The sequence below is a fragment of the Gilliamella sp. M0364 genome (assembly GCF_016100565.1).
GTDB lineage: Bacteria > Pseudomonadota > Gammaproteobacteria > Enterobacterales > Orbaceae > Gilliamella > Gilliamella apis.
Window position 1 is genome coordinate 23,540 of the sequence record NZ_JACFSF010000012.1, and the last position, 26,646, is coordinate 50,185.

Below are 26,646 nucleotides of genomic sequence, written 5' to 3' on the forward strand. Positions count from 1 at the left end.
TTGAGTCCTTTATATTAAAAAGGTGTTTTTAATGAACAATTCTTATTGTAAACCAACTTCCCTATCTGATTGGCAATTAGTCAAAGTATCAGGTATTGACAATCGTACATTTTTACAAGGACAAGTGACTGCTGATATTAATCATCTTAATGAATATACAGCACTATTTGCAGCCCACTGTGATGCAAAAGGCTGGATGTGGAGTAATTTAATATTATTTCAACGAGGTGCAGATATTTTTTATATTGTGCGAAAAACAGTTGCCGAAAAACAAATTGCCGCTCTTAAAAAATTTGCCGTTTTTTCAAAAGTGACAGTTGAACCAGTTACTGATCTTAACCTAATTGGCTTAGAAAATAATGCCATTGAACAATCGATTATTGCAGAATTAGGTGATAATAGTTGTATCACGAGGGGAGATGTAACTTATATCAAAATTCCATTACCTGAAATTCGAGTAATAAAAGTATCAAGTGAACCATTACCAGCCGACTTACAATCTGCTGATCATTGGTTAAAACTCGATTTAGAAGCAGGTTATGCCATTATTGATGAGCCAAATATTGAAAGTCTTTTACCACAGGCTTGTAACTTACAACATTATAATGCCATTAGTTTTGATAAAGGCTGTTATTGTGGACAAGAGATGGTAGCTAGAGCTCAATTTCGCGGCGCAAATAATCGTGGACTTTATCTGTTGGTTGGAAAAAGCAAGACTTTGCCAATAATTGGTGACAAGCTTGAATATGAACTTGATGGAAATTGGCGAGAAGGTGGTCAAGTATTAGCTGCATTAAAACTTGAACAAGATAATCAAATCTATGTGCAAGTCGTGTTAGCCAATGGCATTGATATTGAAACAAATTTCCGTGTTAAAGGACAAGTAGATAGTCTGTTGAATTTCTAAATTGAACGTATAAATGGTTTAGAACAAATAATATTAATTTAGCTGGAATAAACCTATTCCAGCTGATTAAAATTTACTGTCCTAATTCTTGATATACAATTTCGATAAAATAGCGCGCACCAGTTGTCAGAATTTCATCATTAAAATTATATGAAGGATTGTGAACATTTGTGCCTTCACCTGCACCAATTTTAATATAAGCGCCAGGTATTTTTTGCAACATAAAGGCAAAATCTTCTGATCCCATCGTTGGTGGTGAATCCACAATAATCTTATCGTCGCCAACAATTTTTTGTGCAGCTTTAATGGCAATATCAGCTTGTTTAGCGTGATTAATAGTTGCTGGATAACGTCGCTGATAATCGACCTCTGCTCTGGTATTGAAGGTTAAAGCAATACCTGTCGAAATATGTTTAATGCGCTCTTCTGCTAAATTTTGATCTTCAGTATTCAAGGCTCTAACAGTACCGCGAATCACAGCATGTTGAGGCAGTACATTCCAAGTATCGCCACTGTGAATTTGTGTCACACTAATAACCAATGAATCAATTGGATTTAGATTACGACTAACAATCGTCTGTAAACTATTGACAATTGTGGTGGCAGTTAAAATCGTTTCTTTCCCTAAATGTGGTGCAGCTGCATGGGCACCCACCCCGGTTATTTTGATTTCAAAAACATCATAAGATGCCATCACTGCACCATGATTAATTAAAAAATGGTTTAATGCTAGATTAGGTTGATTATGCATACCATAAACAGCTTCGATGGGAAATTTATCAAATAAACCATTTTCGACCATGACTCTGCCGCCACCTTCGTTTTCTTCAGCAGGTTGGAAAATAACCACAACTGTGCCAGAAAAATCTCGATGAACGCTTAAATATTTTGCTACACCTAATAAAGTTGCCGTATGTCCATCATGTCCACAGGCATGCATTTTGCCATGAATGGTTGAACAGTAATCAATATCATTTTCTTCAATAATATCTAATGCATCAATATCCGCTCGTAATGCAATAGTTCGACCATTATTTTTACCATGAATAATGCCTACCACCCCTGTTGGTGCAAATTCTGTGTATAGTTCAGTGATACCAAACGATTTTAATTTTTCGATAATAAACTCGGTAGTTTGTTTTTCTTCAAAAGCAGTTTCTGGATGAGCATGAATATAATGACGCCATTCGGTCATTTCATCTTTTAATGCGTTAATGCTGTTGGCAATAATATTCGTCATTGATCATTCCTTAATTAATTACTTAACTACAAATCTGAAAGAGTTAATTGCACTATAACGTTTATTGAAAATGAATATAAATAACGATTTTTACTAACCTTATCATTTTTAGTTATAAGCAAAATTTGACAATAGAATCAAAAAATAACTAATTAAAATCATTTAAGATAGAAACAAGAAAATTGTTCAGTTTAAGTAGAGAATAAAATACCCTGAGATTAATAAAAAGGGACCAAAAGCGATTAATTGATAGCTTTTTTTAAATAGATATTTTGAGAAAATGTAATAGATGATAGCCAACGTCGATGCAATGATTAACATTAACGGTAATAACTGGTAAGGTAACCACGCACCTAAAGCAGCAATTAACTTTATATCACCACCACCTAATCCCTGTTTACTTGTTATACAAAAAAAGATGATTGCTGGTAATTTAAGCATTAAATAGCCGAACAAAATACCTACTAAAGCATCGTTGATAGTAAGTGAAGATAGATTAAAGTAAGCCATTATCAACCCACCCCACATTAATGGTTGAGTTAAAAAATCTGGCAATAAGTAGTAGTTAATATCAATTAGTGCTAATAACAAGAAAATAACTGCAAGTAACATAAGTAAAGCACATCTAAAATTTAGCCCCTTATCCAAATAAATCAGCAAAAATAATATTGCTATAGTTAGTTCAAAAATAGCATAGCTATTGGTTATTTTATGGTAACAATAATAACAACGTCTTTTTAACATCAACCATGACAATATAGGAATTAACTGCCAAGCACTAAGTTTGTGATGACAATTTTGGCATGAAGAACGAGGAATAGTAATAGCGAACAGATATTCATATAAAGACTGCGTAGGTGAGTAACGATAATAAGCGACTCGCAAAAAACTACCAATAGCAAGTCCGACGCAAAAAAAGAGTATAGCCATTAGCTGATCACGTCCGCCATTTGGAATATCGGCAAATATATCGCAATAATCAAACTGCCGATTATTGTAGCTAAAATTAGCATTAATGAAGGTTCAAATGCTTTGACTAGATTATCAGTTAAGGTTTGGTTTTGTTGTTGATAGTAAAGAGTAATATTATCCAACATAATATCTAATGAACCAGACTCTTCACCGGCATGAACTAGTTGCACACAAAGCTTCGGTAAAGCTGGATAGCTAGCTAACATTTGACTAAAGCTATTCCCCTGTTCAATCCCCGTCATAATTTGCTTGATGATATTACGGTAATAAAAATTACTTATAGTTTTAGACGAGGCGGTTAATCCTGTCAAAAGTGGGATACCTGCTTGTTGAGTTATTGCTAATGTATGAAAAATTTGCATCAGACATTGAGATTGGATTATTTGACCAATTAAAGGGAGCTGTAATTTATGCTTATCCATAATAAGTTGATAACGTACTTTAACAACATAATGAAAAAACAAATAACATAACGTAATAGCTAATAATATAAATAACCCATCTTGTCTAACATTATTAGCTACATCAATCACTAATTGCGTAAAATAGGGTAACTCTGCATCAAAGCTCTGATAAATGTCGGCAAATTTTGGCAGGACAATAAATATCATAACCATAATCACTATCACCGATACAAATAATAAAAAAAGTGGATAACGCAGCGCCTTTTTAATCTGATTTTGTATTGATAATGATCTTTCTAGGTGATAAGTTAATTGTTCAAAACTCTGTTCTAATCTTCCCGTCAATTCACCAATGGCAATAATTTCACAATAAAGTTCTGAAAATACTGAATGGTGCTGTTTTAATGCAATCGATAGTGATTCACCTTTGGTTATTTTCTGACTAATATCGGTTAACAGATATTGCCATTGCGCTTTAGGTTGATCATCAATCAGTAATCGTAAACTCTCTACAATTGATAATCCGGCTTTTAACATTGTAGCTAACTGTTTAGTTATAATAAGCAGTTCACTAAGTTTAAAACTTTGTGAGGTAATTAAGTTACCGGAACTAATTTTAATCGCAAGTTGGCCTTCTAATAACAATTTTCTTCGCACATCTTGCTTAGATATGGCGATAATTTTATTTTGATGAAAGTTAATATCATACCAATAATAGAGTCGCTTCATGCATTATCTCCAAACTATCACTCAATTATTACCTAAAACACGATTCAATTCCGCTAGCGTAGTAATGCCTTGTTGAACGAGTTTATTGCCTACTTGCCTAAGTGATACCATATTTTGCGAGACAATCGGTTGATTGGTTAAAATCTGTTGTTGTACTTGTGGTGTGATAATTAACAGTTCATATAAGCCTATCCGCCCTAAATAACCACCCACACATTTTTCACAACCCATGGCGATAAAATGTGGTGACGGTTCGTTATTTATCAACGTAAGCTCACTGGCTACCATTTTACAATGTTGGCACAATTTACGAACTAATCGCTGCGCAATAACTAGTTTTAAACTGGATGATAACAAGTAATTTTTAATCCCCATTTGATTTAAACGAATGATAGCCTCAATACTAGAATTAGTATGTAGAGTTGATAACACTAAATGCCCCGTTTGCGCTGCTTGAATGGCAATCTCAGCCGTTTCAGGATCACGAATTTCACCAATCATCATCACATCCGGGTCTTGACGCAAAAAGGCTCGTAATATCACAGAAAAACTTAAACCAGCCTTAAGATTAACTGCTGTTTGATTAATACCATCTAATGGAATTTCGATCGGATCTTCAACACTACAAATATTACATTTGGGTTTATTTAATCGTTTTAAAGCACTATATAACGTCATAGTTTTACCACTGCCAGTCGGTCCTGTTACCAAAATCAAGCCTTGTGGATAATCTAATATTTGTTTAAAGGTTAATAGATCTTCCCCTGTTAATCCTAAATCATCGATGCTCAATTCTGAGTTATGATTATCCATAACCCGTAATACAATCTTTTCACCATTAATGACAGGTAAAGTAGCTATGCGCATTGCATAATTATTAATCACCAGTTGACCATCTTGCGGTAGCCGTTGTTGAGCAATATTTAAATTAGCCATAACCTTTAGTCTAGCTGCTATCTGTTTAGCTAACATTAACGGCGGTGTTAGCATATTTTGCAAAACGCCATCAATTCTCATGCGAATTCGATAATGATTTTGATAAGGCTCAAAATGAATATCTGATGCCCGCTTATCCAATGCTGAAAGCAATAATTTGTCTAGGCTTTCGACGAGATTCTCTTCTTGCATAGCGGTTATCCTATTTATACGATATTAATCACAATTAAAATTTAAAAATATCTTCACAAGCTGTAACTAAAGTTGGCTCTGGTGGATTTGTTAGACATGTACGTGACCAATCTAAATTACCTAAATTAGCATTCAAAGTAGGTGTTAAGGTTACAGTTAGACTTGATAAAGCGCTTTTACCGACTAAATTTATTATCCCATTCGTGACATTAATTGAAGTCACATAATTGGTCGTTCTAGTCGTTGGCACACCGTTATTACCACTACTACATTTGCTTAAAGCGCCTTGCTCTATAGCACAAATTTCAATGGCTGTTTTATATGCAGTCATTGATTGCAGCATATCGGTTAAGGCTGCTTTTTTTATATAACCTTGATAAGCAGGTAAACCGATAGCAGTTAAAATTGCTATCACGACAATAGCGATCATTAATTCAAATAGAGTAAATCCAGATTGGTATTGCATAACAGCCTCACAAATCAAATAATTGTTTGATAGTGTGACTTTATAGCTAATTTAAAAAATGAAATAATATATAGAGAAAATTTTAGAACTTGAAATACAAAATGATCACCACAATCATCACAGTGGTAATTAAAATTGTGAAACAGATCGAAATTTATAGCAAATCTAAATGTATCGGAGCTATTATGCCTTTAAAAATTGTTGATGGTTGGATTAAAAATATTAAGCAAATAAAATCGCCTTATTATAATGACCGTCCAGAAGATCAACCCATCTCATTACTGGTTATTCATAATATTAGCCTACCACCTAAGCAATATGGCGGTCCTTATGTCGAACAACTCTTTACAGGTAAACTAGACCCAAACGCACACCCCTATTTTGCTGAAATTTATCAATTACAAGTATCAAGCCATTTGTTCATAAGACGTGATGGTGAAATTATTCAATTTGTCCCTTTTGATAAACGGGCTTGGCATGCAGGCAAATCTATCTTTGCAGGCAAGGAAAATTGTAATGATTTCTCAATTGGTATTGAAATGGAAGGTTGTGATACTGAGGACTTTACCGAAATACAATATCAGCAACTGGCCATAGTAACCAAATTATTACAACAAACCTATCCAATTAAACATATTACTGGCCATAGTGATATTGCCCCAACAAGGAAAACAGATCCTGGACCTTATTTTGATTGGCAGTATTACCGATCACTAATTAATCATCATAAACAAATAGATTTAATGACTAATCAATTAAGATTGATTAAAGATGAATTACAAAGATTGACACTTTGGCAACCTTCGCCTCCAGCAGCTGAGGCGTTTTTGAGTGAACAGCCATTTGCGCTTGATACCATGCAACCCTATGAATGGTTACAGTGGATATTTATCCCACGAATGCAAGCATTAATCGATGCTAATGCTGAATTACCAAAATTTGCCCTTCATCCTTATTTTGAAGAAGCATTTAAACAGCAAGAAATGGATGTTGATGGCTTATTAAAGTTGATAAAGGAACTTGATGAATTATCAACTAACCAAAGAATGGATGATTGAAAGTATTTTAGCTAAAAAAACAGCCACAAAGTGTGGCTGTAGTATTGAATAAATTAATTATTATTCGTTAGTCGACGATATTCATTCACTGCTTGTTGATGGTTGCTATAAGTACTACTGAATGTATGCCCACCGGTTCCATTAGCAACAAAAAACAGATATTTGGTTTTTGCCGGATGAGCCGCTGCCTCAAGCGAAGCCAAACTAGGCATCGCAATCGGTGTCGGTGGTAATCCTTCAATTACATAGGTATTATAAGGATTATTGGTATCAGTCAAATCAATACGCCTAATTGCGCCAGTATAATTCTCACCTAAACCGTAAATAATGGTTGGATCAGTTTGTAACTTCATATTTGCTTTTAGACGGTTAACAAAAACAGAGGCAACGTTCGCACGTTCAGAACTGATACCTGTTTCTTTTTCAATAATTGAAGCAATAATCAACAATTCATAAGGGGATTTATAAGGTAGATCACTATCGCGATTATCCCATACTTTTTGTAGATTAGTCTTCATAGTTAAATATGCCCGTTTCAAAATATTGATATCAAGACTATCTGCAGTATATTGATAAGTATCAGGTGATAACCAACCTTCTAATGGGCCATCAATACCTAACAACTTAGCAATTTCATCATGAGACTTACCTGTTAATGTTTGCTGAATATAAGGCGTATTACTAAGCACATTTAACCAATCTTTAGCACGCTTTCCTTCAACAAATTGTACATAAAAACTGCTTTCTTTACCCGATACAAGTAACTTTAAAAATTCTTCAACGGTCATATGAGGATGTAATTGATAAGTACCTGCTTTTATGGAGCTTAATGATGGATCGAGTTTATATAAATACGGAAGCAAGTAAGCTTGTTGCATCAAATTACTAGTCTTTACTTGCTCAACTAATTGATGTAATGAGGTTCCTTTTTTTAATACAAACATTTGATTATCTGTAGTGATATTCATATGTTGTTGTGAAAATTTCTGTAAAAAATAGTAACCAATACCTAATGAACCACCGACAATTAAAACTAACGTCAGTAACGTGTACACAAATAATTTTTTAATCATAACTTAATCTTTATAACGAATTTTTGCGCGTGATGTTAAGCGCGTTAATAACTCATAAGCACTAATCCCTGTATGCTCGGCAATTTGTTCAACGGGTAACTCTTTGCCCCAAAAAATAACTTCATCACCCGGTTTATCTTGGCTATGTTGTCCTAAGTCTACCACAATCATATCCATTGAAACGCGACCGACAATAGGTACAATTCGACCATTAATACTTACAGGGGTATTAGCGGGAATACCTCGTGGATAACCATCACCATATCCCATTGCAACAACGCCTAAAGTGGTATCACTTTCACTAGTCCAAGTTTGTCCATAACCGACCGATTGTCCTTTTAGGTGTTTACGAACCGTAATTAACTCTGATTTAAGTGTCATAACTGGTTCGATATCTGCGACCTGATCAGTAAATGGTGAAACTCCATATAAAGCAATACCTAGTCGAATCATATTACGATGAGAATTAGGCCAAGCAAGTATACCGCCAGATGCAGCTATTGATTGCTGACTACCCACCAAATTAGCATCAAGTAAATGAATAAACTCATCAAACAATGCCATTTGTTTATTGGTTTGTGTTGAGCTTAATTCATCAGCGCTACTAAAATGGCTAATAATATTGATTGGATGACGAATAACATTGCAGTCGGCCAATCGATTAAATTCTGTCACTGCTTCATCAAGATGAAAACCTAAACGGTGCATGCCTGTATCAATTTTAAACCAAGCTGTGATTTCGTTTGCAAAGGGAATGGTATTTAATACATCAATTTGCCAACTAGAATGAATAACTGGTTGTAGATTAAAATCCAGTAAATCATTAATTTCATCGTGAGGAAAAAAGCCTTCTAAAAGTACAATAGAACTTCGAATACCGGATTGTCGTAACGCTATGGCTTCAGAAATACGCGCAACGCCAAAACAGTCAACCCTATCTTCAACTAACTTAGCTACACCTTCCATACCGTGGCCATAAGCATTTGCTTTGACTACAGCCATTAAAGTGCTATTTGGAGATTTTTTCCTAAAAAATTCAATATTATGTAGAATCGATTTACAATTCACTTCTACAACAGCAATAGACATTTTATATAACCTAACATATAAATTAAGTTTCTATTGTAAAATTAGTTATCAATAATCACAAATAAAAAATCAGTAATTTACAAGATTTTGTCTGAATAAATAAAATAATTATAAAAAACTCATTTAGTAATAATGCTAGTTAGTATTTTGTTAAATAACAATAATTTTCAGCCAAAAATTTTACTCCACAAAATTTTGATAAAAGTTATAAACTAATTTTTTGGTAACTGTTGTTTTATACTTTCTATAAAATTTTCCATGATAATTGGCAAACAATTCCCTCTTTGCCATTTGTATAAAAATTTCAATTGTTGTTGGGTTAGTTGAATATTAAATTAATCTCTACAGCCCCCTTGTTTGCCGTCTTTTATGATTAGCTGTTATAATCAATTTTTTATATCTCTTTTTAGGTATATAGCTATGTATATTATTTATGGCATTAAAAATTGTAATACCATGAAAAAAGCGTTTACTTGGCTTGATGAGCATCAAGTTAATTATCAATTTCATAATTATAAAACTGATGGCTTATCAGCAGAATTATTAAACGATTTATTAAAATTAGTTGATTGGCAAAGTTTACTAAATACTCGAGGTACAACTTGGCGTAAATTGGATGAAGCACTACGTAATCAAATTGATAATCAAGATGCTGCAATTAAAGTTATGTTAGCCAACCCATCAATTTTAAAACGACCATTGCTTATCGATGGTAAACGAGCATTATTAGGCTTTTCTGAAGCAAGCTATTCAGAATTTGTTAAACTTCAACAATAAAATCGAGATCACCATGACTGAACCCGTTATTGCCCTAACCAAAGCATTGATTGCTGAAAAATCAATAAGCCCTGATGACAAAAATTGCCAACAAATAATTATCGAACGCTTAAAACCACTCGGTTTTGTTATTGAAGAAGTCAATATCGGCAATACTAAAAACCTATGGGCCTATCATGGTGATTTAGCAGGAAAAACCCTGATGTTTGCTGGTCATACTGATGTTGTACCAGCTGGTGATGAAAGTAAATGGAACTACCCTCCTTTTGAACCTACTATTGATGAAAATGGCATACTCTATGGTCGTGGAGCTGCAGATATGAAAAGTGGTGTAGCTGCTATGGTTTGTGCTGCTGAATCATTTGTCAAAAAATATCCTGATCATGCCGGACGAGTCGCTTTCTTAATTACTTCAGACGAAGAAGCTGATGCCAGTGATGGTACTGTTAAAGTAGTTGATTTATTGATAAAACGCCAAGAACATATTGACTATTGTATTGTCGGTGAACCATCAAGTGATAGTGTATTCGGCGATCAAATTAAAAATGGTCGACGAGGTTCTTTAACGGCAAATTTAGTCGTGCATGGTATTCAAGGCCATGTTGCTTATCCTCATCTTGCAGATAATTCAGTGCATAGATTTGCACCAGCACTAAATGAGCTAGTCGCAACAGTATGGGATAATGGTAATCAATATTTCCCTCAAACCACGATGCAAGTGGCTAACATTAATGGTGGAACTGGTGCTGAAAATGTAGTGCCTGGTGAGTTATCTGTTCAATTCAACTTCCGTTATAGTAGTGAGTTGACCGATGAGATGATTAAGTCAAAAGTCGATGCTATTTTACAAAGACACAACTTAAACTATACCTTGAACTGGCGATTGTCTGGACAACCGTTTTTAACCCCCCAAGGTGAACTGACCGATGCAACAGCTAGTGCCATTAAAGCATTTACAAAGATTGATACCAAACTATCAACCAGTGGCGGTACTTCTGATGGCCGTTTTATTGCTAAATTGGGATGTCAAGTTATTGAATTTGGTGTAATCAACAAAACCATTCATAAAGTAAATGAAAATGTTAATTGCCAAGATATCATTACATTACAAGCTATTTATATCGATATTTTAGAAAAATTGTTACTTGCTTAAATATTTGCTCAGTTAATTGATATTTGCGTGTTGCGTGAATCTGAATGACAATACACGCATATCAACTAATTAGTACTAAACCTATAATGCTAAGGAGATAGTAATGGAATGGCTTAAAGATTACTGGTGGCTAATTATTATCGTGTTGATTGGAATTTTTATTAATACCATTAAAGCACTAAATAAACTGAGCTATAAACATTATTTAGAAAAAAAGAAAGGGATAAAACCTATCCCATATAGTGATGATGAAGATGACGACTGGCCATCTCAACCTAAGCAAAATTAGTTTATCTATTGTCGAAAATCATTACTTTGACTAGCAAAAACAGCTTGGTGACGATAACGATCTACCCACATTGCTGTCGCACCACAAACCGCAATTGGCATAATAATTAAATTAAATAACGGCACCATGGTAAAAAAGCTAATTAAAATGCCAAATAATAAATTATCCCCTCGATGTTGTTTTAATAATTGGCGCATACGTAAAAAAGATACCTTATGATTATCAAATGCATAATCAGCATATTGAATATTGATCTGCCATGCGGTAAATAAAAACCAAACTACTGGGGTAACCGATTGGCCTATGACAGGAATAAAGTAGCTAAGTAAAATGGGAATCGCCCACAATAAATAATTAGCTAACTTTTGTAATTCCCGTTTTAAAATTCGTGGCAGATCTTTAATCAAACTGATCCATGAAGTATCAGGTGCCGGAATTCCGGTTAATTGTGCTTCAACCTGCTCAGCAAGCAAGCCATTAAAAGGAGCTGCAATAATGTTAGTGATAGTACTAAAAAAATAACAAAATAAGATCGCCAAGGTCAAAATCACAATAAAACTGATAATATAACCTAACCAATGTAGCCAACTAGGCAAAAATGATAAACCCCAGTCTACCATGCCAGTAATTGAGACAAAAAACCAATAAAAAAGTGCCGACATAATAATGATATTAGCAAGTAATGGTAAGAAGACAAACCGTTTTAGGCCTGGGCTAAATGCTAATATCCATCCTTCAAAAAAATATTCAATACCACTTTTTGGTTTTCGACTTTGGTTAGGATTTGAATATTGATGATTCGATTGTTGTTCTAACATAGGTGTTGTCACAATTTATTCCTTTTACTTTAATTTGGCGACATTTTAAACATAGATTAAATTCGACAGCAATACACTTTACGCTTTTTTGGTATTAAATTAATTGGTTTACATACAGTCAGGTTGGTTATTCGTAAACCATGATTTGACTTCATGTTTAATTGACTTAATTAATTGATTACGGCCAGTTAATTGATATTGTTTTATTAATTCTGACTCACTAATCTTGTGTAGCACTAATGCTTTAAGTAATGGCATTGGTGTTTTACTATGGTTAACATTTGTATTAGCCAAACGACACAATGAAGCATAACAAGCTTCAAACGGTCGATGATAATCACAAAATCCTTGTAAAACTTGATAATCATCTAAAGATAAATTTTGCTGATCATCAATTGTTAACAATTGATTAAACGGCAAATCGATAATCGCCGCAAGCCAATAGGCATTACGTTGTAAACGTTGTACTAAACGTTGTGTTAGCAGATGGCCTTGCTGAGTAATTGGCTTTATTGCCATCATAGAATAACTACCTGAATTAGCTTGTTTATGGCTAGCAATGTGTACCAATACAAAACCACAAGCAAGCCAAAACTGATAATTTGCTTCACTATAAGCAAAACTAACTGAAATAAAATCATTATCATTTATCGTTGCATGTTGATAAATATGCTGTACTAAATGTCTTGCTATCTTTTGACGTCGATAAGGTTCAATAACCGCAATACGGTTAATTCTAACCGACTTAAGTTTAGCTGCCAGTTTTTCACCTGCATGAGCAACCAGTGATTGTGCAACTAAATTACCTTTAGGTCGGCGAATACCTCGCCATACATCATCAATTAACTTATTTGGCAAATTACCTTCATTAATCGTTACTGCTGCTGCAATAAGTTGTTCGCTATGGTTGACTTGCCAAGCCGATAAATTTTCTGCATCAAATAACCTTCTTAAATCAACTAATGTTGTTTGATAATGCGCCATTTTCAATAAATAAAAAATTGATTTTAGTGCGTCAATATCATGCCTTTCAGTGATAGAATAGCTAATTGTATGTTCATCAATTTCCGATTTTATATCGCTAGTTGATACGCCATTGAGTAATAACTTATCAGTTAACCGTTCTAAATCATCGTTATCTTGCCAACGGATTGGTTTATCTAAATAAAATCTCTTAGTGAATTGTGTTTTCAATAGCTTTAATAAAAAACCTTGCCCAGTACCTTCATAACCTTCTACTGTGGTGGTCAGTAAAATTTTGCTTTGTTTAGACAATGCCAATTGCAATATTTTTTCTAGCATTGGTAATGGTATCATGGCAGCTTCATCAATAATTATCCAATCAGGAAATTGATGATCATCCATGACCGTTAATTGATCAGGTGCATAGAATGATATATCAGCCTCAGCAAACTGGAAAAAAGTAACTAATGCATTTTTATTGGGTGCTGTTACCCAACATCTCCGATGATGAGTAAACAGCCCTGCCAATGCTGATTTTCCACGGCCTCGTTTAGCTATTAATATATTTAGTGAACTATCACTTTGCAATAATTGTGTTAGTACTATTTGCTGTTGAGTTACATCACTATCTTGATTATCCAAGGATTGAATAATTGGCATATCAACATGTGCAAATTCCAACAATGTTTGCTGTAAATGGCGAATAAAATTAGGTACCATAATTGGGGTTATTGATTCATTCCAACGTAAACTATCTCGATCAACCCAATTAGAATAACTTTCAGGTAGAAGTAAAATAAGGACACTATTTTTAATTAAGGTACCTGCTAACATAGCAAAAGCATCCAGATTAAAACCGTCAGTAGCATCAAAAATGGCATGCTTGAACTCTTGCCCAAGTAAAGATTTAGTTTGATTTGGATTAATATAATGGTGAATAGAGTCCGATAAATCAGTCTGCATAGTGACCGTAATCCAATCACCAGGATATTGATTAATTATAGCGTTAATTTGATTAAGTAATTGGGTACGACAACCTTGTAACACCCATAATTTTCTGGTGCTATTAGGATTTAGCATTAATTAACTTTTTCCAATTAGTAGTGACAATATACCAGCTGCAATTAATGGTCCAACTGGCACGCCTTTGAAAAAAGCAACCCCAATCAAGGTACCAATAATTAAACCATTAACAATAGTGGGATGCGCACCAATTAATGATATTCCTCGAGTACCTAACCATGACACCAAGATACCAACTAAAATCGCTAAAATAGATTGCCAAGTGGTAAATGATTTTAAAATTTCAGTGATTTTTAATGATCCATCAGCCAAAGGAACCATCATTGCTGCGGTTAAGATAACAATACCAATGGTTAAGCCATATTGATTTAAGAACGGAAAATAGGTTGCTAGTGGTGTTAATTTAAATAACAACAGTAGCAACACCGCAAAGGTCACTGTGTTATTATGCGTAATATAACACAGTGCAGCTAAACCTAATAAAAGAAAGAAAGAGATATCAAATTGGGCAAACATTAAAGTGGAACACCAATACGTTTGGCAACCTCTTCATAAGCCTCAATAACACCACCAAGGCCTTGACGGAAGCGATCTTTATCCATTTTTTTCAAGGTTTCTTTTTCCCATAGACGACAACCATCTGGCGAGAACTCATCACCTAAAGTAATTTCACCCTTAAATAAACCAAACTCTAACTTATAATCAACCAGAATTAAGCCCGCTTTATCAAATAGTTCAGTTAAAACGGTATTGATTTTAAAGCTAAGCTCCTTCATGGTAGCTAACTGTTCGTCAGTTGCCCAACCGAAGGATTTACAGTGTGACTCATTAACCATTGGGTCATGTAGTGCATCATTTTTTAAGAAAAGTTCAAATGTTGGTGGATTAAGGATTTTGCCTTCTTCAACACCTAAACGTTTAACTAATGAACCAGCAGCACGGTTACGCACCACACATTCAACTGGTACCATATCAAGTTTTTTAACTAATACTTCATTGTCTGATAATAGGGCTTCAACTTGAGTTGGAATACCTGCTTCTCGCAACTTTGTCATAATAAAATAGTTAAATTTATTATTCACCATCCCCTTACGATCTAACTGCTCAATGCGCAGTCCATCAAAGGCAGACGTGTCATTACGAAACTCAAGTATCAATAAATCAGGATTGTCAGTGGTGTAAACAGTTTTTGCTTTACCACGATAAAGCTCAGCCAACTTCTTCATGTTTATAACCTTATATCAAATTGCCAATAAATAATTAAGGAGCTATTCGCCCCTTAATTTCAAATCAAGTATTGTTACCTTATTGTATAATCTTCCATTATAGTATCAATAAAGTTAATCAAAAGTTACTCCACTACTGGGTTAAAATAGATTTTATGCTGTTTTAACTCGTTTAAATGATAAATAATCGGATCGTTAAATTAGCGATCGTTTCTGATGCCATCACGGATCTCATCTTTAAGATCTTCTTTTAACGTTTTATTTGGATCTGATTCTTTATCATCTTTTTTGTCTTCATCTGTTTTTTCTTTAACCGGTACGGTTCGTAGCGATTCAGGAGCGACATCATCCATTATTTGATTAAATAATCCAACGACATAACGCTGAACTTCGATCGGTTGCGACATAAGATTTTCATTACCGCGTGTTAATGTATCCAACACCATGGTAATTGTTTCTGTTTCACCCAATATTTGACGTTTAAAAATATATGATGCATCAACCGGTTGTTGTTCATCACCTCGAGCAATAATAGAATTACCTGTTTTAATCGTATTATTGTCACTTGTGATAATCGAAATATTTTGTTTCGCTAATGAGTTTGGGATATTATTCCAAATACCATAACTAATTGGTGCATTGAACGTTACCGTACCATTATTATAAATCACAAACGCATCATCAATTGTAGGAATCGGCACCGTCGGTGGACGAATATCAAGTTGTTTACCTAATGCACCTTCAATATCGTTGTTATCGACATAAAAATCACCGGCTTCTACTGGTACAGAAACACCTTCAGGAATAACTAACGCTTTTAAGGGCGGTGAGTTAAGGTAGTCATCATTACCTTCAACTTCTCGTTTATAACTTTGATCACTACTACAGCCAACAAGAAATATAGAAGCAAATGCAGATAAAATAGCTATTTTTTTAAAGGCTTTGCATTTTAATACAGTTTTATTCAACATAAATTCCTGCTTATAAATTAAGGGTTATAGTTAATTTTACAGTAAATTAGCATCTTTTAATGCTTGCTCAACTACCGGAATAGCTGCATCACTTAATGGGACTAATGGTAAACGTATAGTGCCATTTGCCATTAAACCTAATCGGGTACAAGCCCATTTTGCAGGAGTTGGATTAGGTTCAATAAATAAATTTGTATGTAACGCCATTAAAGTATCATTTAAAGCTCTAGCTTGTTGAATTTGATTATTAATTGCCAACTCATAAACCGTTGCTACTTGTTTGGCTGCCACATTCGCGGTAACAGAAATAACCCCATTACCACCTAAAATAATGAAATCTAAGAAAGTTGCATCATCACCACTTAATAACTTAAACTCATCGCCAACCAATTTACGCGTTTTGTATACACGAGAAAGATCGCCTGTTGCATCCTTTAATGCCACAATATTCTTAATTTTTGCTAATCGACCTACAGTTTCTGGCTTAATATCACTACAAGTTCGACCTGGTACATTATAAAGGATTTGCGGTAATGCGGTATTCTCTGCGATAGCTTTAAAATGTTGGTATAGGCCTTCTTGGGTTGGTTTATTGTAATAAGGTGCCACAGTTAAACAGCCTACTACACCAATATTTTCAACTTGACGAGTTAATTCGATCGCTTCTTTGGTAGCATTTGAACCAGTACCAGCAATAATATTAATGCGACCATCAGCATAATCGATAGTCCGTTTAATAACATCAATATGTTCATGATGATTGAGTGTTGCGGATTCGCCAGTAGTTCCTACTGAAACAATAGCAGAAGTACCACTTTCAATATGATATTCGACCAATTTTTTTAAGCTTACATGGTCGACATTGCCTTTCGTATCCATTGGAGTAACAAGTGCGACCAGACTTCCTGTAAACATAAAGCAACCTCTCATATTTTTGGTTGTTAAAACAACTTAAAGATTAAAAAAACTGCGAATAAGTATGCGATATTTCTTATTTAAATTCAACATTTGTTATGCAGGATTATCAATATCAACGAAAATAATTTCTAACTCATAGTGTTCTGATAACCATTCGCCTAATTTTTTGATACCACAACGCTCAGTTGCATGATGACCAGCGGCATAAAAGTTAATACCATATTCACGAGCAATATGAATAGTACGTTCAGATACTTCACCAGTGAAAAATGCATCAACGCCTTGCTGAGCGGCTGATTCAATAAAATCTTGACCTCCACCACTACACCATGCAACTCGATTAATTACCGCTGGCGCATTATCACCACAAAATAGCACTGAAGTTTGGCCATTATGCAATTTTTGCTCGAGTTTCTGTTTGAACTCAAGCGCAGTAAGTGGATTATGTAAAGTACCTTTGAATAACAGATCGCTAATATCCTCACGCTTATCAACTGCAATATCCAACATTTGCCCTAGCAATACATTATTACCTAAAACAGGATGGCCATCTAATGGCAGATGATAACTATATAAATTAATATCATGTTTGAGTAAGGTTTTCATTCGATGATATTTAATTCCGGTAATAGTTTGTGGTTCATTCTTCCAAAAATAGCCATGATGAACCAACACCGCATCAGCATTAAGTTCTACGGCTTTATCTAACAATAATTGGCAAGCAGTGACCCCTGTCACAATTTTTTTAACTTCCGATCGTCCTTGAACCTGTAATCCATTTGGTGCATAGTCATGATATCTTGTCACTTGTAATTCATTATTAATGACTCTTTGAAGTTCAAATTGATGCAAAATAACCTCACTTTTTAAATTTAATCCTCTCTATGCATAAAAAACACAGATGGAATCAAACATTTTGAATTAATTAAACTTTTTTCACGCAAAAAACTAACTAACGACAAGCTAATTATAGTCGCTTTCTCAAAATATCTCACGTATATTATCGAAAATAGATTTCAATTTAACTATTGAAATTTATATTATACAAACATTGATATAAAGGATTTATTAAACAATGAAAACCCTCGGTGAATTTATTATTGAAAAACAAGCAGAGTTCCCTCATGCTACAGGAGAATTAACCGCCCTTATTTCGGCGATAAAATTAGGTGCTAAGGTTATTAATCGAGATATAAATAAAGCAGGATTAATTGATATTTTAGGCGAAAATGGTGCAGCAAATATTCAAGGTGAAAAACAGATGAAACTTGATGTTTTTGCTAATGAAACGTTAAAAAATGCACTTGAAGCTCGAGGAGTCGTAGCAGGTATAGCATCCGAAGAAGAAGATAATTTGGTTATTTTTGGTAAAGATCGCGCAACCGAAGGAAAATATGTCGTGTTAATGGATCCACTTGATGGTTCATCAAATATTGATGTAAATGTATCGGTCGGTACAATTTTTTCAATTTATCACAGAATTACCCAAATAGGCACCCCTATTTCAGAACAAGATTTTTTGCAACCTGGTTATAAACAAGTAGCTGCTGGTTATATTATTTACGGGTCATCGACTATGTTAGTTTATACTACAGGTTGTGGTGTACATGCTTTTACTTATGACCCTTCATTGGGCGTTTTTTGCTTATCCCATGAAAATGTCCGTTTCCCAAAACAAGCAACTACCTATTCGATTAATGAAGGTTACTATTCTAAATTTCCTACCGGAGTCAAAAAATATATCAAGTATTGCCAAGAAGAGGATGATAAGACACATCGCCCTTACACTTCACGTTATATCGGTTCATTGGTGTCTGATTTTCATCGAAACCTATTAAAAGGTGGTATCTATATCTACCCTAATACAGCTCAATACCCTAAAGGTAAAATCCGCTTGTTATATGAAGCAAATCCAATGGCATTTTTAGCAGAACAAGCTGGAGGAAAAGCAACTAACGGATATCAACGAATTTTAGATATGGAACCAGAGCAATTACATCAACGTACACCATTTTTTGTAGGCATTAAATCAATGGTGGATGACGCCGATCGTTTTATGGCCGAATATAAAGATTGATACATAGATGAATGATAAATTAATTTATCATTCATCATATTATTTAAATAACTTAGCCAACATTGTGTAATTTATTGTTATGTTTTTTTATAGGCTTAATTATCATAATTAAGTTAATCGTAATTGTTATTCAATTCCTTTAGCGAGACATTTAATATTTCGATGTATAAAAAAACTTAGGTAATCTAAGCAAAATTTTCTCAAATAATATCTTAAGCTTCCTACGCTTCCATTTTTAATCAAAGCAAACTGGTTAAAAATTACGGTTAATCTAGTCGAAATAAGCAAAAACTGGCATAATAGCCAACAATTTTTGCAAAAATAAGACAATGTATTGTGCCAAACGCTAAATTATGTGAACGTTTTCGTGGTTTTTATCCAGTTGTAATTGATATTGAAACATCAGGCTTTGATCCTAATCAAAATGCAATTTTAGAAATTGCAGCTATTACATTGAAAATGGATGAAAAGGGCTTTTTAGCACCCGATGAAACGCTACAATTCAATGTGAACCCATTTGAAAATGCAATTTTGGAGCCGACAGCTTTAGCATTTAATGGTATTGATCCTAATAATCCATTACGTGATGCAGTTGATGAAAAAGTTGCATTAGAAGCAATATTTAAACTCGTGAGAAATGGTATTAAGGCCAATGACTGTAGCCGAGCAGTTATTGTTGCTCATAATGCTCATTTCGACCATAGCTTTTTAATGGCAGCATCAGAACGAGCAGGCATAAAGCGTAATCCTTTCCACCCTTTTGCTACTTTTGACACTGCTTCGCTTAGTGGATTAGTGTTTGGTCAAACCGTTCTCGCTAAAGCGTGTGAAGCAGCGGAAATGCCATTCGATCATAAACAAGCTCATAGTGCCTTATACGATACCGAAAAAACAGCAATTTTATTTTGTGAAATTGTTAATCGCTTTAAACGACTTGGTGGTTGGCCATTACCGTATAACGATCAGCAAGCTAAAGCAGAAACTGAGCAGCCATTAGATTAAAAACAAAGTCAAAACTATAAATAAAAAAGAGAGTTGCGAACTCTCTTTTTTTACATCCTGCACATCCTGCTTTTTTATAGACAAAATAAACAATTATGGTTTATGTTTTTCAGCAGTCTGTTTGATCAAGGTCTGCAATTCACCAGTCTGAAACATTTCTAACATAATGTCACAACCACCCACTAATTCACCTTCAACCCAAAGTTGCGGGAAAGTTGGCCAATTTGCATATTTTGGTAATTCAGCTCGAATATCGGGATTTTGTAAAATATCGACATAGGCAAAAGGTACGCCACATTGTGATAATACTTGAACCGCTTGTGCTGAAAATCCACAACTTGGTAATTTTGGCGACCCTTTCATATAAAGAAGAATCGGATTTTCGGCAATTTGTCGTTTAATCTTATCAAGCGTTGTCAATTCAGTTGTCATTAGGTTGATTCCTTAGTATGTCATAACAATAAGATTGTTATTTTAACGTAGAATAAGATCAAGTTATACAGGTTTATTTGTTAACTTTGATAGAAAAATATAAATTATGAGTCCCCTTTTTTCATAAATTTTCACGTTTAAAAAAGTGCTCTCCTCAAAATTTTTTGCATAACTAATATCAATTATTAACTTTGTTATAAAAAAAAAATATAACTATATATAAATATATTATTTAACAGCTAAATTAAGTTTTTATATTATAATCACTTGCTTCATAATTTTAATAAACAAAAAAAACAATGCATAAATTAGCCAATCGACTCGATCACTTTTCTGATTCAGTTATCCGTCGGATGACTCGGATCGCTAATCAATATCAAGCAATCAATTTGTCACAAGGGTTTCCTGATTTTGACCCACCTAAGCCTTTAATTGATGCGTTAAAACAAGCTGCGGATGATGGTCCTCATCAATATGAAATCACATGGGGTTCAGCCGAGTTTCGCCATCTGTTAGCAAAAAAACAACAAAAATTAATGAATATTGATATCAATCCAGATGAAAATGTGTTGGTAACATGTGGTAGTACCGAAGCAATGATGTGCGCAGTGATGACAGTCTGTAATCCGAAAGATAAAGTGATTATCTTTTCTCCTTTTTATGAGAATTACGGCGCGGATGCTATTTTGTCTGATGCAACTCCTATTTATGTACCACTAATTCCTCCTACCTTTGAATTTGATAAGCAACAACTACGACAAGCTTTTGAGCAAGGAGCCAAAGCGTTAATTTTATGTAATCCTAGCAATCCTTGTGGCAAGGTATTTACCAAAGCAGAACTTGACTATATTAGCCAACTAGCTATCGAATTTGATGCTTACATTATTACCGATGAAGTTTATGAGCATATGGTTTATGCACCGCATCAACATCTTTATTTAGCCAGTTTCCCTAATATGAAAGAGCGAACAATTTGCTGTAGCTCACTATCGAAAACCTATTCGATAACTGGTTGGCGACTTGGCTATATTATTGCTGATAAGAAAATTATTGATGGTTGTAAGATGATTCATGATTTTCTTACCGTTGGTGCTGCAGCACCATTACAAAAAGCTGCTTGTGCTGGATTAGCTTTAGGTGAAGATTATTACCAACAATTAACCCAAACCTATACTGATAAACGTCGTTTATTTTTAAAGGGATTAGATGACTTAGGACTTACTTATTATGAACCTCAAGGTGCTTATTATGTATTAGTTGATATTTCAGAGATTAATCCTTTTAACACTGATTTTGAATTTTGCGAATGGCTAATTAAAGAGGTTGGAGTAGCTGCCGTGCCAGGCTCCGCTTTTTTTAAGCACCCTGAATATCGCTATATTCGCTTCCATTTTGCAAAACAAGAACCAACGCTAATTGCAGCTTTAGAAAGATTATCCAAACTCAAGGAAAAATTATCATGTTTAAAAAACTAATTGTGGCTAGTTTAGCTATTTTATCGTCCCTAATTGTCTTAACTGGTTGTGACAATGCTAAAAAAGAAAATCAAATTACGGTAGGTGTTGCCGCTGGGCCATATGGTGATATGTTTAAACAAGCTATCGCACCAGGTCTTGAAAAGAAAGGTTATCAAGTAGAAATTCGTGAATTTAGCGATTATGTTCAACCAAACTTAGCACTAGCTAATAAAGAGATCGATGTTAATTTGTTTCAACATTTAACTTACCTTAATAACTTTAAACAAGCGCGCAATTTAGATATCACTGCTGTTGGCTTTGTACCAACTGCTGGCGCTGGAATTTATTCAAATAAAATTACTGATTTTTCACAGTTAAAACAAGGTGATCAAGTTACTATAGCTAACGACGTAACGAATGAAGCTCGAGCATTACGTATTTTAGAAGCTGCTGGATTAATTAAACTCGATCCAAATGTGGATAAAAATAATCTCACCCCTAACAACGTAATCGAAAATCGTTATGGTTTAAATATTGTACCTATTGAAGCACCACAAACACCACGTTCTTTAGATAGTGCTGTATTATCAGTAGTTAATGGCAATTATGCCATCGGTGCTGGATTAGATCTTTCAAAAGCACTTTATCAAGAAGTATTAGATAAAGATCTTAAAAATGTTATTGCGATTCGCAATGAATCTAAAGATAAATTAGGCAAAGACATTATCGAAGTACTTAAATCACCAGAATTTGCTCAAGTGATTAATGATAAAAATGGTATTTTCTATACCTTCCAAAAACCAGATTATCAGTTATTTTAATTATGCAAACTAACCCATTAATTCAGGTAAAAGATGTTTCGGTAAGATTCGAAGCAAACCAGCAAGTGATTGAAGCCGTAAAAAAGGTCTCATTTGATGTTAATCAAGGTGAGATCTTCGGTATTATCGGCTCAAGCGGTGCAGGTAAAAGTACATTAGTAAGAACCCTTAATCGACTTGCTGATCCCTCTTCCGGACAAATCATTATCAATGGCGTTGACATAAAAACCTTGCACGGTCGTCAACTACAAGCATTTCGTTTTCAAGTTGGGATGATTTTTCAAAACTTTAATTTGGCGACATCGAAAACCGTCTATGAAAATATTGCTTTTGTGCTCAAAGCAGCAGGAAAAAAAGGCGATACTGTAAAAAATAGAGTCAACGAATTACTTGCTTTAGTTGGGTTAAGTGATAAAGCTAATGCCTACCCTGCCGAACTCAGTGGTGGGCAAAAGCAGCGAGTTGGCATTGCTAGAGCGCTTGCCAATGATGCAAAAATTCTATTGTGTGACGAAGCGACCAGTGCATTAGATCCAACTACCACTAGCGCAATACTTGATTTATTAAAAGAGCTTAATCAAAAATTTGCATTGACCATAGTACTCATTACTCATGAAATCGATGTGGTTAAAAAGATCTGTCATCGAGTTGCAGTAATGTCACAGGGCGAAATAGTGGAAATGAATACTACTTTTAATCTGTTTGCCTGCCCTAAACAGCCCTTCACGCAAGAATTTCTCAATATTGATGAAAACACTCATTTACCTGATATCATCAAACAAAATGCCAAAGGTAAATTGGTACGTTTGCGTTATATTAACGAAAACACTACCCAACCAATACTATATCAATCAGCAATTGAAACTCAAGTGGCATTCAATATCTTGCATGGTTTTATAGAGTATTTTGATAACCAAGCGTTAGGTAATTTGGTGATCGAAATTATTGGGGAACCTGATAATATTCAAAAACTGATAACAAAGTTAGCACAGCAAGAAGTTATTATTGAGGAAATAAATTAATGATAAAGCTCACCATTGCCGAAATGGCGCAAATGTTATGGCAAGCAGCTTACGAAACATTTATCATGGTAAGTTGGTCATTATTAGCTGGTCTAATATTCGGTACACTCATAGGTTTATTGCTGTTTTTAATGTCAAATCAATTTTTTTTCAAAAACAGAATTATCAATAGTATCGCTAATTTTATCATCAATGCCACTCGTTCAATTCCTTTTTTGATTTTAATGGTTACCGTACTACCTTTGGGAGCGTTACTCGTCGGCACGACTGTAGGCCCCAAAGCGGTAATTTTCCCTCTTTCACTTGCAGCTATCGCATTTTATGCTAGGTTAGCTGAAAATGCATTTAGTCAAATAGATAAAGGGGTGATAGAAGCAGCAGTAGCAAGTGGTGCATCGCATATCCGTATTATATTCGGTATTTTATTTCCAGAAGCGATGGCACAATTGATTCGACACGCAACGGTTACCACCATTTCGCTTATTAGTTTTAGTTCAATGGCAGGGGTTGTTGGCGGTGGTGGTATTGGTGATTTAGCCATTCGTTATGGTTATCAACGCTATGTAACCGAAATCCTCATTTTATGTATTATTATTCTTATTTTTATTGTGATGGTGATTCAATATCTTGGTGACAAGTTAGCTAACCACTTCGATAAAAGTTATAAATAGTTGGTAATTCAGCATGAACAAACTCACAGACATTATTACAGATCCTAAACGTATCATTGCAAAAAATGCTATTCCACAATCGCATTTAACTGATGGTTTAAAATTAAAATATGGCTATGCCGATATATTAGTCTACCCCAAAACTACAGCAGAAGTAGCTGGCATTGTTAAATACGCTAATAGCAACAATCTTAATATTACCACCCGTGGTGCTGGGACTAACTTAGTCGGTTCCACTATTCCTAATGGCGGTATTATTCTTGATTTATCCTTAATGAATCATATTGTGGAACTAGACAAGCAAACCTTCACCGTTACCGTACAATCGGGTATTTTACTGCAAGACCTACAACAGTTTGTTGAACAACATGACCTTTTTTATCCGCCAGATCCGGGCGCTAAAAATGCTACCGTTGGCGGAAATATTAGTACTAATGCTGGTGGTATGCGGGCGGTAAAATATGGTGTGACTCGAGATTATGTGCAAGCAATTGAAGTTGTGATGGCTGATGGTAGTGTATTAAATATTGGCAGTAAAAATGTTAAAGATAACACAGGACTAGCCTTAAAACATCTCTTTATCGGCAGTGAAGGTACCTTAGGTATTATCACACAATGTACTTTAAAACTGATAGCCAAACCAAAAGTATCACAAACTTTTATTGTTGGTTTTAACACTATTGAACAAGCTATTAATAGTATTACCACCGTGTTACATACCCTTACACCTACTGCATTGGAGTTTGTTGAACGTAAAGTTGCACAGTGGGGTGAACAGTACTCAGGCTTTAAATTCCCACTACCAAATAGCCAAGCTTATCTAATTATTATGCTTGATGGTTCCGATCTACAATCCATTGAACAACAACGCAAACAACTGCTAGCAAATTTAGGCGGGTGTGACTATTTTGTTGCCCAAGATAGCAATCAAACCAGTCAAATCTGGACGATTCGTGGTTCGCTAGTACGTGCAGTTGAAGCAATCACCGAACAAGATCCAATCGATATAGTGGTACCAATAAATCGCATTAGCGATTTTATCAATTTCACCAAACAGCTAGAAGCACAAACTCAAATGCGCATGTTAGCCTTTGGTCATGCTGGTGATGGTAACATTCATCTATGCATTTTGCGTGATAATCGTGATGACAAACAATGGCAATCTGATCTGCAAAATGTTCACCAAGCGCTTTATCAAAAATGTCTTGAATTAGGAGGATTGCCTTCAGCAGAACATGGCATCGGAACGGCGAAAGTAAGTTATTACAATGCTGCAATTCCTGAAGCAAATCGCCAATTAATGCGTGCAATTAAACAACAGTTTGATCCTAAAAACTTACTAAATAATCAGGTCTATATGACTGCAATTTAATTGTACAACTATTAATGTTCTAATAGTTTATAGTAGATATAATGATATTAATCAGAGTTAAAACGCTTATATAAGCGTTTTAATTATTTCATAGATAAATTTGAGAATAGCGAGTTTTAAATACTAAAAATCCATTTTAATTACTAACTAAAAAGCCTACACGGTAGTGAACACCGAGATAATGACAGATGAGTTTGGTGACAATTTCTAAGCTACCTACACGGTAGTGAACAGCCATTCTCGTTTTATTTCTCTGCCGTCAATTTTCTAAGCTACCTACACGGTAGTGAACTAGAATCCCATATACTATAAATGCAGTTGGCAAAAAGAAAAAGCGCAATTTTACTATTAAAAACTCTTTTTTTGAGCCATTTTTCAACATATTGATTTTTAATAATTTTATTTTAAGTTAAAAAAAGGGTTAGTTATGGGATGGATTTTGGCTTTAAAAACCCCTCTCCTCAAAATTTTTGGTTGTTTGAGTTTCGGACGTTTTGTTGTTTTGCGGTTGTTTCTATACGGTGATTACGTCCGAGTTAAGAGGGTTGGCGCCAACCCTCTTTACAATCTCCCGCGGCGACCACGCAA

Annotated in this window: 27 protein-coding genes and 1 pseudogene; 13 read left to right on the forward strand and 15 right to left on the reverse strand. The window is 34.6% G+C overall.

Translation table 11 applies throughout. The features are described from left to right. Window positions 1–31 precede the first annotated feature (31 nt). Entirely contained in the window at window positions 32–907 is an 876-nt protein-coding gene (gene ygfZ / locus H3U96_RS10540) for a tRNA-modifying protein YgfZ (RefSeq protein WP_198196566.1), read from the forward strand. 73 nt (window positions 908–980) lie between these two features. Here the strand turns inward: ygfZ and H3U96_RS10545 are convergent, their stop codons facing one another. The 5 genes from H3U96_RS10545 to ppdD all read right to left on the reverse strand — a co-directional run bounded on the left by H3U96_RS10545 (window position 981) and on the right by ppdD (window position 5,846). Continuing rightward, window positions 981–2,147, reverse strand: a complete 1,167-nt coding sequence (locus H3U96_RS10545; RefSeq protein ID WP_065651647.1) for a M20 aminoacylase family protein — start codon at window positions 2,145–2,147, stop codon at window positions 981–983. 186 nt (window positions 2,148–2,333) lie between these two features. After that, window positions 2,334–3,077 (reverse strand): A24 family peptidase, encoded by a 744-nt coding sequence (locus H3U96_RS10550; RefSeq protein ID WP_198196567.1) that lies wholly within the window; start codon window positions 3,075–3,077, stop codon window positions 2,334–2,336. Further along, window positions 3,077–4,252: a type II secretion system F family protein gene (locus tag H3U96_RS10555; RefSeq protein WP_086354046.1), complete on the reverse strand. Its 1,176-nt coding sequence runs from the start codon at window positions 4,250–4,252 to the stop codon at window positions 3,077–3,079. Before H3U96_RS10555 ends, H3U96_RS10550 begins: the two co-directional genes overlap by 1 nt. Before the next feature lie 21 nt (window positions 4,253–4,273). Further along, window positions 4,274–5,380, reverse strand: a complete 1,107-nt coding sequence (locus H3U96_RS10560; protein WP_198196568.1) for an ATPase, T2SS/T4P/T4SS family — start codon at window positions 5,378–5,380, stop codon at window positions 4,274–4,276. A gap of 34 nt (window positions 5,381–5,414) precedes the next feature. Next, the gene (gene ppdD, locus H3U96_RS10565; protein WP_065578216.1) at window positions 5,415–5,846 is read right to left on the reverse strand and encodes a prepilin peptidase-dependent pilin; all 432 of its coding nucleotides are present in this window, start codon (window positions 5,844–5,846) and stop codon (window positions 5,415–5,417) included. A 185-nt stretch (window positions 5,847–6,031) separates the two neighbouring features. Here ppdD and ampD point away from each other — a divergent pair. Together ampD and H3U96_RS11475 are read left to right on the forward strand one after the other, a co-directional pair. Then, window positions 6,032–6,565, forward strand: a pseudogene (gene ampD / locus H3U96_RS11470) (1,6-anhydro-N-acetylmuramyl-L-alanine amidase AmpD); the annotation flags it as partial. Window positions 6,566–6,589: 24 nt separating this feature from the next. After that, the gene (locus tag H3U96_RS11475) at window positions 6,590–6,904 is read left to right on the forward strand and encodes a YqcC family protein (protein WP_370545651.1); all 315 of its coding nucleotides are present in this window, start codon (window positions 6,590–6,592) and stop codon (window positions 6,902–6,904) included. A 53-nt stretch (window positions 6,905–6,957) separates the two neighbouring features. Here H3U96_RS11475 and mltG read toward each other — a convergent pair whose 3' ends face one another. Next, the gene (gene mltG, locus H3U96_RS10575; protein ID WP_198196570.1) at window positions 6,958–7,977 is read right to left on the reverse strand and encodes an endolytic transglycosylase MltG; all 1,020 of its coding nucleotides are present in this window, start codon (window positions 7,975–7,977) and stop codon (window positions 6,958–6,960) included. Between the two features lie 3 nt (window positions 7,978–7,980). Next, entirely contained in the window at window positions 7,981–9,066 is a 1,086-nt protein-coding gene (alr, locus tag H3U96_RS10580; RefSeq protein WP_198196571.1) for an alanine racemase, read from the reverse strand. A 420-nt stretch (window positions 9,067–9,486) separates the two neighbouring features. Here alr and H3U96_RS10585 point away from each other — a divergent pair, with 420 nt between their 5' ends. The 3 genes from H3U96_RS10585 to H3U96_RS10595 all read left to right on the forward strand — a co-directional run bounded on the left by H3U96_RS10585 (window position 9,487) and on the right by H3U96_RS10595 (window position 11,285). After that, complete coding sequence (locus H3U96_RS10585; protein WP_086360987.1) at window positions 9,487–9,843, forward strand: ArsC family reductase; 357 nt, start codon at window positions 9,487–9,489, stop codon at window positions 9,841–9,843. Window positions 9,844–9,856: 13 nt separating this feature from the next. Beyond that, window positions 9,857–10,996 carry a succinyl-diaminopimelate desuccinylase gene (gene dapE / locus H3U96_RS10590; RefSeq protein WP_198196572.1) on the forward strand — a complete coding sequence of 380 codons (1,140 nt, stop codon included), beginning with the start codon at window positions 9,857–9,859 and terminating at the stop codon, window positions 10,994–10,996. Window positions 10,997–11,099: 103 nt separating this feature from the next. Next, on the forward strand, window positions 11,100–11,285 hold the full coding sequence (locus H3U96_RS10595; protein ID WP_065614259.1) for a YpfN family protein: 186 nt from the start codon (window positions 11,100–11,102) through the stop codon (window positions 11,283–11,285). Window positions 11,286–11,290: 5 nt separating this feature from the next. Here H3U96_RS10595 and cysZ read toward each other — a convergent pair whose 3' ends face one another. The 7 genes from cysZ to H3U96_RS10630 all read right to left on the reverse strand — a co-directional run bounded on the left by cysZ (window position 11,291) and on the right by H3U96_RS10630 (window position 18,056). Next, a complete protein-coding gene (cysZ, locus tag H3U96_RS10600; RefSeq protein WP_086360991.1) occupies window positions 11,291–12,103 on the reverse strand; it encodes a sulfate transporter CysZ in 813 nt (270 codons plus the stop codon). 108 nt (window positions 12,104–12,211) lie between these two features. After that, complete coding sequence (locus H3U96_RS10605) at window positions 12,212–14,146, reverse strand: tRNA(Met) cytidine acetyltransferase TmcA domain-containing protein (RefSeq protein ID WP_198196573.1); 1,935 nt, start codon at window positions 14,144–14,146, stop codon at window positions 12,212–12,214. Window positions 14,147–14,149: 3 nt separating this feature from the next. Then, window positions 14,150–14,605: a DUF441 domain-containing protein gene (locus H3U96_RS10610; RefSeq protein WP_065578209.1), complete on the reverse strand. Its 456-nt coding sequence runs from the start codon at window positions 14,603–14,605 to the stop codon at window positions 14,150–14,152. Then, on the reverse strand, window positions 14,605–15,315 hold the full coding sequence (gene purC / locus H3U96_RS10615; RefSeq protein WP_065651639.1) for a phosphoribosylaminoimidazolesuccinocarboxamide synthase: 711 nt from the start codon (window positions 15,313–15,315) through the stop codon (window positions 14,605–14,607). The genes H3U96_RS10610 and purC overlap by 1 nt, the downstream gene beginning before the upstream one ends. Window positions 15,316–15,515: 200 nt before the next feature. Next, window positions 15,516–16,286 carry an outer membrane protein assembly factor BamC gene (bamC, locus tag H3U96_RS10620; RefSeq protein WP_065578207.1) on the reverse strand — a complete coding sequence of 257 codons (771 nt, stop codon included), beginning with the start codon at window positions 16,284–16,286 and terminating at the stop codon, window positions 15,516–15,518. A gap of 36 nt (window positions 16,287–16,322) precedes the next feature. After that, window positions 16,323–17,201: a 4-hydroxy-tetrahydrodipicolinate synthase gene (gene dapA, locus H3U96_RS10625; RefSeq protein WP_065578206.1), complete on the reverse strand. Its 879-nt coding sequence runs from the start codon at window positions 17,199–17,201 to the stop codon at window positions 16,323–16,325. Window positions 17,202–17,297: 96 nt separating this feature from the next. Further along, window positions 17,298–18,056, reverse strand: coding sequence for a Nif3-like dinuclear metal center hexameric protein (locus H3U96_RS10630; RefSeq protein WP_110453569.1), 759 nt, complete (start codon window positions 18,054–18,056; stop codon window positions 17,298–17,300). Between the two features lie 223 nt (window positions 18,057–18,279). Here H3U96_RS10630 and fbp point away from each other — a divergent pair, with 223 nt between their 5' ends. Together fbp and rnt are read left to right on the forward strand one after the other, a co-directional pair. After that, on the forward strand, window positions 18,280–19,281 hold the full coding sequence (gene fbp / locus H3U96_RS10635; protein WP_034903444.1) for a class 1 fructose-bisphosphatase: 1,002 nt from the start codon (window positions 18,280–18,282) through the stop codon (window positions 19,279–19,281). 336 nt (window positions 19,282–19,617) lie between these two features. After that, on the forward strand, window positions 19,618–20,283 hold the full coding sequence (gene rnt, locus H3U96_RS10640; RefSeq protein ID WP_370545650.1) for a ribonuclease T: 666 nt from the start codon (window positions 19,618–19,620) through the stop codon (window positions 20,281–20,283). A gap of 93 nt (window positions 20,284–20,376) precedes the next feature. Here rnt and H3U96_RS10645 read toward each other — a convergent pair whose 3' ends face one another. Then, window positions 20,377–20,703, reverse strand: a complete 327-nt coding sequence (locus tag H3U96_RS10645; RefSeq protein ID WP_034903461.1) for a Grx4 family monothiol glutaredoxin — start codon at window positions 20,701–20,703, stop codon at window positions 20,377–20,379. Window positions 20,704–21,014: 311 nt separating this feature from the next. Between H3U96_RS10645 and H3U96_RS10650 the strand changes: the two genes are divergently transcribed. From H3U96_RS10650 to H3U96_RS10670, 5 genes are read left to right on the forward strand one after another with little or no spacing between them, the layout of a single operon-like run. Beyond that, window positions 21,015–22,190, forward strand: a complete 1,176-nt coding sequence (locus tag H3U96_RS10650) for a pyridoxal phosphate-dependent aminotransferase (protein WP_065651635.1) — start codon at window positions 21,015–21,017, stop codon at window positions 22,188–22,190. Next, a complete protein-coding gene (locus H3U96_RS10655) occupies window positions 22,175–22,993 on the forward strand; it encodes a MetQ/NlpA family ABC transporter substrate-binding protein (protein ID WP_034904026.1) in 819 nt (272 codons plus the stop codon). Before H3U96_RS10650 ends, H3U96_RS10655 begins: the two co-directional genes overlap by 16 nt. A gap of 2 nt (window positions 22,994–22,995) precedes the next feature. After that, entirely contained in the window at window positions 22,996–24,015 is a 1,020-nt protein-coding gene (locus H3U96_RS10660) for a methionine ABC transporter ATP-binding protein (protein WP_086361263.1), read from the forward strand. Beyond that, window positions 24,015–24,686 carry a methionine ABC transporter permease gene (locus H3U96_RS10665; RefSeq protein WP_366939966.1) on the forward strand — a complete coding sequence of 224 codons (672 nt, stop codon included), beginning with the start codon at window positions 24,015–24,017 and terminating at the stop codon, window positions 24,684–24,686. Before H3U96_RS10660 ends, H3U96_RS10665 begins: the two co-directional genes overlap by 1 nt. A gap of 13 nt (window positions 24,687–24,699) precedes the next feature. Then, window positions 24,700–26,058, forward strand: coding sequence for an FAD-binding oxidoreductase (locus H3U96_RS10670; RefSeq protein ID WP_198196574.1), 1,359 nt, complete (start codon window positions 24,700–24,702; stop codon window positions 26,056–26,058). The last annotated feature ends 588 nt before the right edge of the window (window positions 26,059–26,646 follow it).